The 15,553-nt window shown below is 61.8% G+C and carries 13 protein-coding genes; 9 read left to right on the top strand and 4 right to left on the bottom strand.

Annotated features, from left to right (window positions below):
* Positions 1-7: 7 nt before the first annotated feature.
* Complete coding sequence (locus KIO74_RS25450; protein ID WP_213337827.1) at positions 8-1,258, bottom strand: sarcosine oxidase subunit beta family protein; 1,251 nt, start codon at positions 1,256-1,258, stop codon at positions 8-10.
* Between the two features lie 106 nt (positions 1,259-1,364).
* A complete protein-coding gene (locus KIO74_RS25445; protein WP_213337826.1) occupies positions 1,365-2,396 on the bottom strand; it encodes a GlxA family transcriptional regulator in 1,032 nt (343 codons plus the stop codon).
* Positions 2,397-2,618: 222 nt separating this feature from the next.
* Between KIO74_RS25445 and KIO74_RS25440 the strand changes: the two genes are divergently transcribed.
* The 7 genes from KIO74_RS25440 (at position 2,619) to KIO74_RS25410 (ending at position 10,035) form a co-directional block, all read left to right on the top strand.
* On the top strand, positions 2,619-4,187 hold the full coding sequence (locus KIO74_RS25440; RefSeq protein ID WP_213337825.1) for an ABC transporter substrate-binding protein: 1,569 nt from the start codon (positions 2,619-2,621) through the stop codon (positions 4,185-4,187).
* A 247-nt stretch (positions 4,188-4,434) separates the two neighbouring features.
* The gene (locus tag KIO74_RS25435) at positions 4,435-5,406 is read left to right on the top strand and encodes a dipeptidase (RefSeq protein WP_213337823.1); all 972 of its coding nucleotides are present in this window, start codon (positions 4,435-4,437) and stop codon (positions 5,404-5,406) included.
* Positions 5,403-6,020 carry a cysteine dioxygenase family protein gene (locus KIO74_RS25430; protein WP_213337821.1) on the top strand — a complete coding sequence of 206 codons (618 nt, stop codon included), beginning with the start codon at positions 5,403-5,405 and terminating at the stop codon, positions 6,018-6,020. Before KIO74_RS25435 ends, KIO74_RS25430 begins: the two co-directional genes overlap by 4 nt.
* 83 nt (positions 6,021-6,103) lie before the next feature.
* A complete protein-coding gene (locus tag KIO74_RS25425) occupies positions 6,104-7,084 on the top strand; it encodes an ABC transporter permease (protein WP_213337819.1) in 981 nt (326 codons plus the stop codon).
* A gap of 1 nt (position 7,085) precedes the next feature.
* Positions 7,086-7,997: an ABC transporter permease gene (locus tag KIO74_RS25420; protein ID WP_213337817.1), complete on the top strand. Its 912-nt coding sequence runs from the start codon at positions 7,086-7,088 to the stop codon at positions 7,995-7,997.
* Positions 7,997-9,013 (top strand): ABC transporter ATP-binding protein, encoded by a 1,017-nt coding sequence (locus KIO74_RS25415; RefSeq protein WP_249731472.1) that lies wholly within the window; start codon positions 7,997-7,999, stop codon positions 9,011-9,013. The genes KIO74_RS25420 and KIO74_RS25415 overlap by 1 nt, the downstream gene beginning before the upstream one ends.
* Positions 9,010-10,035, top strand: a complete 1,026-nt coding sequence (locus KIO74_RS25410) for an ABC transporter ATP-binding protein (protein WP_213337815.1) — start codon at positions 9,010-9,012, stop codon at positions 10,033-10,035. The genes KIO74_RS25415 and KIO74_RS25410 overlap by 4 nt, the downstream gene beginning before the upstream one ends.
* Positions 10,036-10,066: 31 nt before the next feature.
* Here KIO74_RS25410 and KIO74_RS25405 read toward each other — a convergent pair whose 3' ends face one another.
* A complete protein-coding gene (locus tag KIO74_RS25405) occupies positions 10,067-10,744 on the bottom strand; it encodes a TetR/AcrR family transcriptional regulator (protein ID WP_249731471.1) in 678 nt (225 codons plus the stop codon).
* A gap of 12 nt (positions 10,745-10,756) precedes the next feature.
* Here KIO74_RS25405 and KIO74_RS25400 point away from each other — a divergent pair, with 12 nt between their 5' ends.
* On the top strand, positions 10,757-11,593 hold the full coding sequence (locus tag KIO74_RS25400) for an N-acyl homoserine lactonase family protein (protein ID WP_213337813.1): 837 nt from the start codon (positions 10,757-10,759) through the stop codon (positions 11,591-11,593).
* A gap of 271 nt (positions 11,594-11,864) precedes the next feature.
* Here the strand turns inward: KIO74_RS25400 and iolG are convergent, their stop codons facing one another.
* On the bottom strand, positions 11,865-12,866 hold the full coding sequence (gene iolG, locus KIO74_RS25395; protein WP_213337812.1) for an inositol 2-dehydrogenase: 1,002 nt from the start codon (positions 12,864-12,866) through the stop codon (positions 11,865-11,867).
* Between the two features lie 863 nt (positions 12,867-13,729).
* Between iolG and iolD the strand changes: the two genes are divergently transcribed.
* Positions 13,730-15,553 carry a 3D-(3,5/4)-trihydroxycyclohexane-1,2-dione acylhydrolase (decyclizing) gene (gene iolD / locus KIO74_RS25390; protein ID WP_213337811.1) on the top strand — a complete coding sequence of 608 codons (1,824 nt, stop codon included), beginning with the start codon at positions 13,730-13,732 and terminating at the stop codon, positions 15,551-15,553.

Raw genomic sequence — 15,553 nt, 5'->3', positions numbered from 1 at the left:
GGCAGTCTCAGTGAAGGTTGGGCTGGGCACCAGCGCCCTTTTCGTCGATCACGTGTCCGGTCGCGAAACGATCGAGCCGGAAAGCGGCGTTGAGCGGATGCGGTTCATCCTTGGCGATCGTCCAGGCAAAGCACCATCCGGAGGCGGGTGTCGCCTTGAAGCCGCCGTAGCACCAGCCGGCGTTGAGAAAGAGCCCTTGAACCGGCGTGCGGTCGATGATCGGGCTCCCATCCATGGACATGTCCATGAGCCCGCCCCAATGGCGCAGGAGGCGAAGACGTCCGAGGCCTGGCATCAGCGCCATCGCCGACTCCGCGACATCCTCGATGGTCGGCAGGTTGCCCCGCTGGGCATAGGAGTTGTACCCGTCAATATCCCCGCCGAACACAAGTCCCCCCTTATCAGACTGGCTGACGTAGAAATGCCCCGCCCCGAAGGTCACCACGCCCTTGACGAGCGGCTTCACCGCCTCGGAGACGAAGGCTTGCAGGACGTGGCTCTCGATAGGCAGGCGCAGGCCAGCCATCGCGGCCACGCGGGATGAGTTGCCGGCGCAGGCCAGGCCGACCTTGCCGGCACCGATGAAACCACGCGTGGTCTCCACGCCGGTGACCCGCCCTTCCGTCGTGCGGATGCCGGTGACTTCACAGTTCTGGATGATGTCGACACCGCGCTTGTCGGCCGCCCGCGCGAACCCCCAGGCCACTGCGTCGTGCCGCGCTGTGCCGCCGCGCCGTTGCAAGAGCCCCCCTTGTATCGGGAAACGCGCGTTGTCGAAATCAAGCCGCGGAACTAGGGCGCGCACGGCATCGCGATCGAGAAGCTCGGCGTCGACTCCCGCCAGCCGCATGGTATTGCCACGTCTGGCGAATGCATCGCGTTGACTGTCGGAATGGAAGAGGTTGAGCACGCCGCGCTGGCTGACCATCGCGTTGTAGTTGAGATCCCGCTCAAGCCCTTCCCAGAGCTTCAGCGACCATTCGTAGAACGGCGTGTTTTCCGGCAAAAGGTAATTCGAGCGGATGATCGTGGTATTGCGGCCCACATTGCCGGACCCGATGTAGCCCTTTTCCAGCACGGCGACGCGCGTGATGCCATGTTCCTTGGCAAGATAATGAGCCGTCGCCAGCCCATGACCGCCTCCACCGACGATGACGACGTCGTAGTGGCGCTGAGGCTCCGCTTCGCGCCACGCTGGCGTCCAGCCCTGCTGTCCCCGCAAAGCCTGCGTCAGAATGGACAGTATCGAATAGTGCATTCCGCCACCTGTGGTGCGCAGCGTCTTTCCGCGGCGCGACCACTATGACCAATCGACTAAAGACGATTAGCCCAAGTGCGACATTCATATGACCATATGCGCCATCTCAAAAGAGCTGGCGATGAGGCTCTCCCTGGCCCAAGCCACGACCTTTCCGGTTCCGTTCCGCCGTTGGCGCGTAGCCGAAATGAGCTCTGTAGGCACGCGAGAAATGGCTGGCGCTGACGAAGCCGCAGGCGAGCGCCACTTCGAGCACGGACAGGGCCGTTTGTTGCATCAGATCTCGCGCGCGGCGGACCCTGAGCTCCAGATAGTATCGGCCAAGCGTGCAACCGAGATGCACCTTGAACAGTCTTTCCAGCTGACGGACGGACACGCTGGCGAGCGCGGCCAGTTCCTCACGCGACGCCGGTTCCTCAAGCCGTTTTTCCATGACGCCAAGGACCCTGAGTAGCTTGCCGTGGCTGACACCGGTGCGCTGACCGATGTCCATGCGCTGCGGACCATCGCCGTGGCGCACATTGGTGTGCAGAAACCAGTCCGAGACGGCCGCAGCAAGCCGTGGACCATGCCAGCGCGCGATCATGCCGTGCATCAGGTCGAGTGGGGTGATCCCGCCGGAGCACGTCATGCGGTCGCGGTCGATTTCGAACAGCTTGCCGGTCATTTCAAGCAAGGGAAACTCCTCGGCGATCCCGGCCATATGGTCCCAATGGATGGTCCATTTATAGCCGCCGAGCACACCGGCGCGCGCGAGCACGTACGCGCCGCCGGAAATGCCGCCGAGCGGTACCCCCTGGCGCGCCAGTATGCGCAGCCAAGCCAGCGTCTGGGGGTGACGGAAACTTTCGACGCCGGTGCCGGCGCAAACCATGACGAGGTCGAGTTCGATCTGCGCTCCGACATGATGATCGGGAACGATGGTGACGCCGTTCGAAGCCTGAATGGGCTGGCCATCGGGAGATATGTGGAGCCAACTGAAGAGTTCACGCCCGGCAAGGGAGTTCGCTGCGCGCAACGGTTCGATGGCGGCCGCGTAGGGGAGCAACGCAAAGGAGGGGACAAGGAGGAAACCGACTTTCGTCGGGGCTTCGGCTGATGAATAAGCGGTAGCCGGATTCTTGGGAGCGTCACGCATTGGAGCATGAACATCCGCCAGTCGGAATTAGTCAAGTCATGGTCGTTTTTAGGCACGCGCCTCGCGCACCTTTTGTCACGCTCAGGAACGGCTTGGTGTGGGGTATGCGTCGATGAAAAATCCGCCTTGTCGGATCGGGGTGGACACGAAACTCGCAAATGGCTGGCGGCCAGCAGAAGCGGGATGATCATAAAATAACAATCCAGTGTGTGGAGCAAGTTGATGAGACATCTTTCACTCTCTGCGGCGCTTGGCGCGCTGATGCTTTTTTTGGGGACGCCCGCCGAGGCAAAAGACTTGCGCGTTGCCTACAAGGCAGATCCCGCGTCGCTCGACAGCAGTGCGAACTGGGACGGAAACACGATCCGCTTCGTGCTGAATTTCTATGATCCGTTATTGGACTACGACGGCGAGAAATTCGTGCCGCTTCTGGCCGAACGCTGGGAGCAGGTTGAGCCGAAGCGCTGGCGCTTCTGGCTGCGCAAGGGCGTTAAATTCCACGATGGCCAGGAATTCACGGCTGACGATGCTGCCTTCTCGGTCATGCGCGCGACATTGCCGAGTTCGCGCGCCAAGAGTGTCGTGCGTGGCGTTGTGGGAGCCGAGAAGGTCGACGACTACACGTTCGACGTCGTAACGGATATCCCGCGCCCCTTCCTCATCAACATGTTCGACCGTCTGCCAATGCTGTCCAAGGCCTGGTCGGAGAAGAAGGGGGCCGCGGCGCCGGCGGACGCCGGCAAGGACCAGACAAACGCCGCGCTTCGGGAGGAAAACGGAACCGGCCCGTTCATTCTCGAGAAGCGGGATCCGGACAAGGAAACAATCGCCAAGCGTAACCCCAACTGGTGGAATGCGGCGAACAGCAAGGGCAATGTCGACCGGGTCGTGCTCGTTCCCATCGCGTCAGACGCCTCGCGCGTCGCTGCGTTGCTCTCGGGCGAAGTTGACCTCGTCGTCCCGGCCCCGTTGCAGGATATCGCAAAGCTCGAAAAGTCCGCTGACACCAAGATCTGGGCCGGCCAGGAGGCACGCGGCGTTTATATCGGGTTCGATGCGACCCGGCCGATGCTGCCCGGATCGAGCGAAAAGAATCCTTTTGCGGACGTGCGCGTCCGGGCTGCTGTTTATCAGGCCATCGATGCGGCCGCCATCAACCGCATTGTTATGCGCGGCCATGCCGGCCTCGCCAACATGATCGTGCCCCCGGGGGTGATCGGCTATGACGCCAAGCGGCCCCGGCTTCCGCTGGACGTCGCGAAGGCGAAGGCGCTGCTCACGGAGGCGGGTTATCCCAACGGCTTCAAGGTCGCCATGGATTGTTCGAACGATCGGGACGTCGGCGATGCCGCCACCTGCGAGGCGGTCGCGAGCATGCTGGCGAAGATAGGCATCACGGTCGACCTGCAGACCAAGCCGTCTACCCAGTTCCTGAGCACCTTGCTGAAAGGCGACAGCGTCCTCTACCGCTTCAGCTGGGGCAACAATGGCTGGGCGTCATCGAATACCATGAGCGACCTTGCCGGCTGCAAGCCGGAGGGTCAGCGCGGCTTTGCTCTGAGCGGATACTGCAACCCTGAGCTCGACAAGATCGTTGCACAGATCAATTCGGAATCAGATCCCGTGAAACGCGACAAGCTGACACGTGATGCGTGGGACATTCTCGACGCGCAGACGTTGTTCGTGCCGCTGCATTATCCCCCGGTCTTCTACGCATCGCGACCAAAAGTCGAGTTTGTGGAAGTAACGAATGATCCGAGCCTACGCTGGGCGTCTGTCCGCGTGAAATGATCACCTGCGGCGAGCGCCGTGCGCTCACCGGGACGCTCGTTACAAGTCCGGAACACCTGCCGGTATGCCCGGACTGAACCGCCCTTGCCGACAATACATCCACGGCCCGGGCATGCTGCACCCGAAAGGAAAATCTGTGTCGATCCAGCAAAACACCGCTGCATGGGGTGTGTCCGAGAAGGCCGCCAGACTGCATTCAGAGTCTTTCGTTTGGGAAGGATGCATTTCCTGGATCTCCATGGAGATTATGCATTCTGATCGCAAGAAGAAGAAAGAATGCCTTCCACGCTATCTTGCATCCGGCGCGAATTACGTCAGCCTGACTGTCGCTGGTGATTCCGGCGGTCTTGTCGCCTCCGCGATCCACTACATCGCGGGGGAGCGCAAGTTTATCACGGAAACGATGGCCGATAGCTGCATTCTCGTCGCCTCCTACGATGATCTCGACCGGGCCCGCCGCGAGGGTAAGCTTGCCGTCGGCTTCCATTTCCAGGGGTGCAACCCTATGCATGGCGGTCTCGCAGAAGAGCCGGGCGACACCAATCTCGTGCAGCTTTACTACGACCTCGGCATCAAGCAGGCCCTCCTGGCCCATAACCGGCGCAATATCTCGGCGGATGGCTGCCATGAGGACAGCGATGCCGGGCTCAGCACCTTCGGCCAGAAGCTGGTGAAGGAGATGTCCCGGGTCGGAATGATCCTCGATTGCACGCATACCGGCGAGCGCTCGACGATGGAAGCCATGGAGATCTACGACCAGCCCGTGATCTTTTCGCACTCTAATCCGAAGGCGATCTTCGATCATCCGCGCAACATCACCGACACGCAGATCAAGGCTTGCGCGGCGACCGGCGGCGTGGTGGGTGCCTGCGGATGGGGACCCATCGTCAATGCCAATAACGACGCCTCGCCAGAGGCGGTGATGAAGCATATCGAGTATCTCGTAGACCTCGTGGGCCCTGATCATGTCGGCATTGGCCTCGATTACGTCTATCAACCGGAGCTCACGACGCAGCGCATGCAGCGCCAGCCGGAGTATTATGCGCCGACCAAGGACATGAAGAGCTTTGGTTACGACGTGCCGCTCATGGCTTTCATGCCGCCCGAGGATCTGCCGAAACTGACCGAGCTTATGGTGCGGCGTGGCTATCCAGACGAGGCGATTAGCGGCATTCTGGGCAGCAACTTCAGGCGCGTGGCAAAACAGGTATGGAAATGACCGCATCCCCATCTCCAGCCTTGGCAGCAGAGGACAACGCCTTTGTTGCCTTCGCACGCGCTTGCCAAGCAGCCGTGCGTGCGGGCGGCGATATCCAGGGTGCGGTCGCAAAGCTCACGGCGGACTTCGCGCCCGGCTGGCGGATGCCCGACGCGCGCTACATGCAGTTGCAGCCGGCAGCGCCTTACGCCTCCTACCTGCTGTACCTTTCGCCTGAGTCCAACCTGTCGATAGTGCTCGATATCTTCATGGCCGGCCAAGCGGCGGTCACGCACAACCATCTCAGCTGGGGTGTGTTCACCTGCCTTGAAGGCACGGAGCGGGAGCGCCTCTATGACGCGCCAACCGATCTCTCGGCGGCGCCGCGCGAGGTGTCATCGCGTTTGCGTCCGCCGGGCGTGGTGACGCTGGCCGCACCGGAGAGGAACGCCTTCCATCAGGTCGAATGCGCGGAGGGGGAGCGTTCGGTGAGCTTGCATCTCTACGGCTCCGATATCGGGCGGATCGAACGCCAGCTCTGGGATGCTGACGCGCAACGCTACCGGCAGTTCACCGGGGGCTATTCCAACGAGATCCTTGGGTTGCCCGTCTATCTGGCGGCGAAAGACCTTTGAATGTGACCCGGTCCTGGTTGCTGCAGTCCCCGCGGGCCCAGGCGACCACGGACCCGGTTGGAAAGAGTCTCCGGATCTGACCTATGCTTGGACTGCTGCTGCGCCGCGCCATTGAATCGCTCATCGTCATGCTGGCCGTGGCGTTTGTCGCTTTTTCTCTCTTCAATTACGTTGGCGATCCCGTCAACAACATGCTGGGACAGGAAGCAACAGAGACCGAACGCGTGGCGATGCGCCAGCAACTCGGCCTTGACGCGCCGTTCCTGTCCCAGTTCGTCCGTTTTGTCGAAGGGGCGGCGCAGGGGCAGTTCGGCGTGTCCTACCGGCAAGCTCGGCCCGTAAGCGAGCTCATCGCGGAGCGGTTGCCAGCGACGCTGGAACTGAGCTTCGTCGCGATGCTTCTGGCGGTCGGGCTCGGCGTCGGCCTGGGGGTTTATACGGCGATCCATCGTGACAGCTGGCTGAGCCGCCTGTTCCTGACGCTGTCACTCGTCGGAATTTCCCTGCCGACATTCCTGACCGGCATCCTGCTCATCCTTGTGTTTTCCGTCACGCTTGGCTGGCTGCCATCCTTCGGGCGCGGGCAAGTCGTGCAGATTGGCTGGTGGTCTACGGGGCTCCTGACATGGAGCGGCCTCAAGTCGCTGATCCTGCCGGCCATTACGCTCGGCTTGTTCCAGATGACACTGATCATGCGCCTCGTACGGGCTGAGATGATGGAAGTCATGCGCACAGACTACATCAAATTCGCCCGCGCCCGCGGCCTCCCGCAACGCATGATCAATTTTGGGCACGCGCTGCGAAATACGTTGGTGCCGGTCATCACCATCGTAGGGTTGCAGCTCGGATCCATCATCGCCTTCGCCATCATCACCGAAACGGTTTTTCAATGGCCGGGCATGGGCTTCCTCTTCATGCAGTCGGTCACGTTTGCCGATATTCCCGTAATGGCGGCCTATCTGATCCTGATCGCGCTGATCTTCGTCATCATCAATCTTCTGGTCGACTTTCTGTATTACATGATCGACCCGCGTCTGCGGTCCGCTGGCACGCGAGGGCACTGACATGGAGCTGCTCCGCCGCTTTATCGACAGTGACATCGGTTACAGCTTCCTCAGGTCGAAGCTTACCCTTTGCGCTGTCTTCGTCGTGGCCGTGATCCTGATCGCAGCCGCGGGCGCCGACCTCCTCGCGCCACATCGCCCCTTCGATCCGGCTACGCTTGAGCTGATGGATGCTCTCACCCCCCCGGTCTGGATTGAAAATGGACGCTGGACCTACCCGCTCGGCACGGATGATCAAGGGCGCGATGTCCTGTCCACCATCATGTTCGGCGCACGAATCTCGCTCATCGTCGGGCTTGCCTCAGTGCTGCTCTCGATGGTGCTGGGCGTCACGCTGGGCCTCCTCAGCGGCTATGTGGGCGGAACGCTGGACAGCTTCATCATGCGCGTTGCGGAGGTCCAGCTCACCTTCCCGGCCATCCTCATCGCGCTGCTCATCGACGGCGTTGCCCGCACCGCCCTGCCACGCGATGTCCATGCCGAAGTGGCCATCATCGTGCTGATCTGTGCGATCGGTCTATCCAATTGGGTGCAGTATGCCCGGACGGTGCGAAGCTCGACGATGGTGGAGAAGGGCAAGGAGTATGTGCAGGCCGCACGCGTGATGGGCGTTCACCCCGCAATCATCATGATGAGGCACATCTTGCCGAATGTCGTCGGTCCCGTTCTCGTCATCGCAACCATCGGCCTGGCACTCGCGGTGGTCACGGAGGCGACCCTTTCCTTCCTCGGCGTGGGGGTCCCGCCAACCCAACCGTCGCTCGGCACATTGATCCGGATCGGCAACGATTTCCTGTTCAGCGGCGAATGGTGGATCGCGCTGTTTCCGAGTCTCGTCCTCGTCGCTATTGTCCTGGCCGTCAACCTGATCGGTGATTGGCTACGCGACGTTCTCAACCCGAAACTCCGCTGATGCGCATGCCACCGCAAGACACCCATACATCCGGTGATGCCGCCGCGCCGCTGCTTGCGGTGGAGAATATGAGCGTGCGCTTCGCGACACGGCGCGGGACGCTGACAGCCATCGACGATATTTCGTTCTCGATCGGCGCCGGCGAAATTCTGGGCGTCGTTGGCGAATCTGGTGCCGGCAAGTCCTTGACGGGCACCGCTATCGTTGGACTTATCGATCCGCCGGGTCGGGTGACCGACGGGCGTGTCACCCTTGCCGGCCGACGTATCGACAACCTCCCGCCTGAGGCGATGCGCCATGTGCGGGGACGGGAGATCGGCACCATTTTCCAAGACCCGCTGACAAGTCTCAACCCGTTGATGACCGTCGGCAGGCAGCTCAGCGAGACGATTGGCGTCCATATGGGGCTCGGCCAGGGGGCTGCCCGCGAACGTGCGATCAGCCTCCTGCGTGATGTGGGAATTCCCGCGCCTGAAAGGCGAATCGACAGTTTTCCGCATGCCTTTTCGGGGGGGATGCGTCAACGTGTGGTCATCGCATTGGCCCTTTGCGCCGACCCCAAGTTGATCATCGCCGACGAGCCGACCACTGCTCTGGACGTGTCCATCCAGGCCCAGGTCATCAACCTGCTGAAGCGGCTGGTCCGCGAGCGAGGCGTGGGAGTTATGCTCGTCACCCATGACATGGGGGTCATCGCGGAAATCGCCGACAGGGTCGCCGTGATGTATGCGGGACGCATCGTCGAGATCGGGCCCGTGCGTGAGGTGCTTAAGGCGCCGAAGCATCCTTATACAGCCGGCCACATGGGCGCGATCCCCCGCATCGGACATGGCGAGCGCCTTGTTCAGATTGACGGTGCGATGCCGCGGCTGGCGGCCATACCCCCCGGGTGTGCCTTCAATCCCCGGTGCGGCAGGGTGATGGATGTATGCCGGGTGACGAGACCCGAACTCGTCCCGGTGGCGCGGTCGAGGGCGGCCTGCCTGCTGTATGATCCGGGAGAGGGGATGTCATGATCACGCAACCCGGGACCCTCGACAGCGCGTCGCCTGCCTCCTCCACGCCGCCTGCGTTGGTTCGCATCGACGCGCTCCAGATGCATTTCGACGTCACGCCGTCATTGACGGCCAGACTGCGGGGCCGGACTCGCATGCTCAAGGCCATAGATGGTGTGAGCTTTGAAATTCCGCAGGGTGCCACCTTCAGCCTCGTCGGAGAATCCGGCTGTGGCAAGTCTACTGTCGCGCGATGCGTGGTCGGCCTCTATCAGCCGACGGCGGGGCGCGTTGTCTTCGATGGCGTCGACATGGCAGGTTTGAAGAGCCGCCGAGCGGCCAAGCCGGTGCGCCGCCGTCTTCAGATGATTTTCCAGGACCCTTACGCCAGCCTTAATCCGCGTTGGCGGGTCGCCGATATCATCGCAGAGCCGTTACGCACCCACGGTCTTCTCCCGGACCCGAAGGCGCGCATGCGGCGTGTCGAGGAACTGCTGTCGCTGGTCAGCCTGCAGCCGCAGGATGCGCAGAAATATCCGCATGAATTTTCCGGCGGCCAGCGTCAACGCATCTCGATCGCGCGGGCGCTCGCCGGCAATCCCGAGTTCCTGGTGTGTGACGAACCAACGTCCGCGCTCGACGTGTCGGTGCAGGCGCAGATCCTGAACCTGATGCGGGACCTTCAGCAAGAATTCGGACTGACCTATCTGTTCATCAGTCATAATCTCGCGGCCGTATCGCATATGTCGGACCAACTCGGTGTGATGTATCTCGGGCGACTCGTCGAATGCGGAGACGCGCGCAAGATTTTCGATCGTCCGCTCCACCCCTACACGCAAGCCTTGCTGGCCGCGATACCCGATATCGAGATGGGCGGCGCCGAGCGCCAGCCCATGGCAGGCGACGTGCCGAGCCCGATCGATCCGCCGTCCGGCTGTACGTTTCATCCGCGCTGCCCCCTTTCGACGGAGCGTTGCAGGCGAGAAGCCCCCCAGCCGCGCGTGGTCTGTGGAAGGTTTGTCTCATGCCATTATGTAACATGAGCAGATCATGATCGCTCAGGTCCCTCGATATCTAAGAAATTGCGGCTGATGATACGGAAAGAAGAGAGAAGCCATGCGCGATGTCTTCCGCGCTCGCGTCTTCCATGAGCGCGGACTGGACGACGGTTCCGAGCAGCACCGACAATAGCAGTTTGGCAATGGCATCCGCATCTGAGGGCGATCGAGCGGGGCCCCAGCCTATTGCGAGCCTGCTGAGGTTCTCGCGGAACGCGGCGTAGTAGGTTTGCATCGTCGCGCGAAGCCGCCTGTTGCGCTGTGCCTCACTCCATCCCAGCAGCGCGATACGCCTCAGATCGTAGCCATCGCGGACCGCAAACGTCGTGATGACCGGTAGCAGTAGAGCGATCAACTCCGCCGCCGAGCGCGGCGGCTGCCGCTGGATTGCTTCGCCGAGGAGCACTCTCAGGCGCTCGAGGGAGGTTGTAACAGCAGCAAAGATCAAATCATCCTTGCTTTTGAAGTAGCTGTAGACGGCTCCCGCCGACAGGCCGCTGGCTCCAATGATGTGCTGCATCGTGGTGGCATGCAGTCCCTCCTTGTCGAAACAGCGCCAAGCGGCGTCGAGGATTTGGCTACGACGTGTTTCGCGGGCTTCATCGGAAATCTTTGGCATGACCGTTCTTAAAACGAACGGCCGTTCTTTACAAGGCGCCTGTATAGGATTAGAGAACGGTTGTTCGTTTTTCAAAGGAGGCTGGACATGATCACCGTGACGGCAATCGAGACGGGCAAGGCGAGAATGAAGACGGCGCAGCGAACCGGTCGAGAGGGACGCGGTGGCTTCGGACGCAAGATCGACATTTTTCGCGACCGCAATTGGGTCGACCCATTGCCAATCTTTTGCTTCCTGATCGACCATCCGGAAGGCAAGTTTCTGGTCGATACAGGTGACACGTGGCGCAATTCCGTCCCAGGCTATTTGCCACGCTGGAACCCGTTCTTCACCAAGGAGGTGGTGATCAAGGTCGCCCCGGGCGAAGAGATCGGTCCGCGTCTTCATGACCTCGGCCTTGACCCCGCGCGCGACATCGCCGCGGTCATCCTGACACATTTCCATCACGACCATACCGGCGGGCTCGATCATTTCCCGCACAACCGCATCATTGCTTCCCGCGAAAGCTATGACGCATCCCGTGGCCTGAAGGGGATGCTTGCGGGTTGCTTGCCCCAGCGTTGGCCGATTTGGCTGAAGCCGGAACTGATCGCGATGGACGGTGATGCTTTCGGGCCATTTCCGACATCACATCCCATCACCCAAGACGGCCGCATCCTCCTGGTACCTACTCCGGGGCATGCCAACGGCCATGCGTCTGTGATCGTCCGTGCGGAGGACGTGACCTACTTCCTCGCCGGCGATGCAACCTATGACACGGTCAATCTGCGGGCGGAGAAGGCCGATGGGGTTACGTTTGATCCCGATCTGTCGGTCCGCACGCTGCGTATGATCAAGGAGTTTGCCGAGGGCGAACCAACGGTCGTCCTTCCGGCCCATGATCCGGACGGGCTCAGGCGCCTGGCTGAAAAAGAAGTGTTCTGATGGTGGCTACCAACCGACTATCAGGGACGACGGCGGTCTCACCACACCCAAGGCGGTCTGCCAGAACCTCAAGCCCCAAGGCGCGGGTCGCCGCGTCGGCGCCGATCCGCGCAACGGCGGCATGCGCTCTCCGGGCGGGCTTCGAGGCTATTCCGGACGCCGGCCACACGGCATCGATTGACCGGGCGCGCGAACTTGCCGTGATCGTGCGCGGTTTCTTGGGTGAGGCGGCGTGCGCCTCACCCGGCATCACATAATGAGAGCAAGCGGGTCATGGAGACGCGTTGACGATCACGGCTTTGCCGCTTTGCGCCGAGAGCAATGCGGCGTCAGCGAGGGCCAGCGCACTGACGCCGTCTTCGATGGACGGCGATGGTGGAGCGCTGCTGGATATGCTGTCGATGAACGCGGCGATCTCTGCAGCATAGGCTGCCGCGTAGCGGGTCATGAAGAAATCGTGGAGCGGCGGGCGCAAATAGCCGTTTGCGGTGGCAATCTCGATCGAGACCGGACGCTGGTTTTCCGCGGCGACCGACCCCAGGGACCCGTGCACCTCGATACGCTGATCGTAACCATAGCTCGCCCGCCGGGAATTCGAGATAATCGCCTGCTTGCCGTTCGACGTGGTCAAGATCAGGCTCGCGGTGTCGTAGTCACCAAGCTCATCGATGCCTGGATCGATCAAGGCGGCCGCAGAGGCCATGACCGAATGAATATCCTCCCCGAGCAGAAATCTCGCCATATCGAAGTCATGGATCGTCATGTCGCGGAAAATGCCGCCCGACACCTTGATGTATTCGGGTGGCGGTGGGCCCGGATCACGACTGGTAATCGTAACCATCTCCACTGCGCCAATGACGCCGTCGTCGATCGCCTTTCGTACGGCGCGGAAATGCGGATCGAAACGGCGGTTGAAGCCGAGCATGACCTTCGCCCCGGTGTTGCGTACGATCTCCAGGCAGGCCTTTGCGCGGTTGATATCGAGGTCGATCGGCTTTTCGCAGAAGATCGCCTTGCCGGCCTTGGCGAAGCGCTCGATCAGATCCGCATGGGTATTCGTTGGCGTGCAGATGATAACCGCGTCGATGGTCTTGTCCGCCTCGATTGCATCGATCGTGCGGACAGCGCAGCCGGTGCCCTCGGCTATCGCCCGCGCGGCGTCCGGCATGACGTCGGCAACGGCCACGAGTTGCGCCCGCTTGTCCTCGGCGATCGCGTGTGCATGGACCTTGCCGATGCGGCCCGCGCCGAGAAGCGCCAGTTTCGTGACCATGATGACCTCTCGCGACGATGCGACGGACCGATGCCGTGCAGATTCCGCGCCCATCTGCCTTCATCCGATAGCGGCCGGAGCGCAGAAGCGTCGGGCAGGCTCAGAAATCAGAAAATCTATTCTATTTTGCTAGACTTCGCTTCTATTTATGTCAAGCATAACTAGAGAGTGCCGATGGCAAGCAGTGGAGTGCCCGCAAGTCCGAAGGCATTTGGTGAAAAGCTTCGGAAATTTCCGTCGGATTGCCGAAGAGACTGCGAAAAGGCGTCGATTACTTTGCCGAACGCCTTATATCGCCTAAATCTTCGACAGAATAGAAGTTCCCGGAGTTTTGCACGCTTCGCTCGGAGTGCTTGACAATCGCCACTCGATTCAGGAGGGGCATGCGCTGCTCGCCTTCACCTTCGCGCCTTATCTCGCGCTGACGGTCGAATTAGCCGAGAGCGCGGCGGCGGGTCGCACCCCGGTGGTGGCCGTCGCCTATTCGGCCCTCTGTCCAGGTTCAGGCCGACAACGGTTTTCGATGTGGATTTTGGCGCGTTCCGCTTCCCCCGCCGCGACGCTCTGTCTGGCAACAGTTCTGGCTATCAGCGGGGGGAAAGGCCAAGCTCTCGAGCCACTGAATTTTTATGGTGAAATGACTCAAGAGGGAATTCATAGTTTATTTTGTACCACGACGGAACGACCGCGCAGATTGCCGCCGTTAGGACAGGGAGGACGTTTTGGCGTCGCTCGATCTTATTACGATCGGCCGGTCGTCCGTGGATCTTCTCAGGCCCGAAACTTGGGCTCGATCTCGGCGGGATCGCGGAGTGGCCGGTCGAGAATGTCGCTGAGGTGCCCTGTCAGGGAAGCAACGGCCCATGAACAGTGTGAGACTGACCGCCGCGCAGGCGATGGTGCGCTACCTCGCCAACCAGATGACGGAGGAGGGGCAGCCCTTCATCGCGGGCCTGTGGGCGATCTTCGGGCACGGCAATGTCGCGGGCTTGGGCGAGGCCCTGGCCGACGCGCGCGAGGCGTTGCCCACCTATCGCGGGCAAAACGAACAGTCCATGGCGCATGCGGCGATTGCCTATGCCAAACAACTCCGCCGAAAGCGGGCCATGGCCGTGACCTCCTCGATCGGCCCGGGCGCGACCAATATGGTGACGGCAGCGGCGCTCGCGCATGTCAACCGCCTCCCGGTGCTGTTCATTCCGGGCGACGTCTTCGCCAACCGCGGCCCGGACCCTGTTCTGCAGCAGGTCGAGGATTTCGGCGACGGGCTCGCCACTGTCAACGACTGCTTCAGGCCCGTCAGCCGTTATTTCGACCGCATCAGCCGGCCGGAGCACTTGCTGACCGCCTTGCCGCGCGCCATGCGGACCTTGACTGATCCGGCCGATTGCGGGCCGGTGACGCTCGCCTTCTGCCAGGACACGCAAGCCGAGGCCTATGACTACCCGCAGAGCTTCTTTGAACAGAAGACCTGGTACCGGCGCCGGCCGCGACCTGACGAGAACGAGTTGCAAAGGGCTGTCGAGGCGATCAGGGCCGCGAAAAATCCTGTCATCGTTGCCGGCGGCGGCGTGCATTTCTCCGACGCCAACACGACACTGGCGGATTTCGCGAGTCGACACAAGATCCCGGTGGTCGAGACGCAGGCCGGCAAATCGGCGCTGCCCTGGGATCATCCGGCGAATTTCGGACCCGTCGGCGTCACCGGCGCCTCAAGCGCCAATGCGATCTGCAAGACCGCGGATCTGGTGATCGGCGTGGGCACGCGTTTCCAGGATTTCACGACGGGGTCCTGGGCGCTCTTCGGCAATCCGGAACGGCGCATCCTTTCACTCAATGTGCAGCCTTACGACAGCGCCAAGCATGGGGCGATCCCGCTCGTGTCCGATGCCCGCGTCGGGCTCGGGCTCATCAGCGCGGCGCTCGGCGACGCTTGCTTCGACATGCCGGCGGACGATCTGAAGCCGGCTTGGTTTGCCAAGGCGGAGGCCGTAACGGCCGCGCCACGGGACGGCAACTTCCCGCCAACCGACATGCAGGTGATCGGCGCCGTGCAGCGCGCGGCGCGCGACAACACGGTGGTCATGTGCGCGGCGGGCACCATGCCCGGCGAATTGCACCAGCTCTGGAAGGCGGGGAAGCCGCTCTCCTACCATATGGAATACGGCTTTTCCTGCATGGGCTATGAAATCGCCGGAGGGCTTGGCATCAAGATGGCCGAGCCGGATCGTGACGTCGTCGTCATGGTCGGCGACGGCTCCTACATGATGATGAATTCCGAACTGGCGACCGCCGTCGCCATGGGCCTCAAGATCACCGTGGTCATCACGGACAACCGAGGCTTCGGTTGCATCAACCGCCTGCAAATGGCCACCGGGGGTGTCGAGTTCAACAATCTCTACGCCCATACAAACCAGGCGAACCCGATTCGGATCGACTTCGTCGCCCATGCCGCCGCGATGGGTGCAGATGCCCGCAAGGTTTCCTCCATCGCCGATCTTGAGGATGCCCTGAACGACGCGAGGGCGGCCAGGATCACGACCGTGATCGTCATCGATACTGACCCCTATCCGACGCCGGAGATTGGCGGCGCCTGGTGGGACGTGGCGGTGCCGGAGGTGTCGACGCGGCAAGACGTCATGCAAGCCCGCGTTGCCTATGAGAAGGCGCTTCAGGAAAGGCACTGA

Origin of the sequence: Chelatococcus sp. HY11, assembly GCF_018398335.1 — a bacterium.
GTDB lineage: Bacteria > Pseudomonadota > Alphaproteobacteria > Rhizobiales > Beijerinckiaceae > Chelatococcus.
The sequence above is the reverse complement of the archived record's forward strand: the minus strand, read 5'-3'. Positions and strand labels throughout refer to the sequence as shown.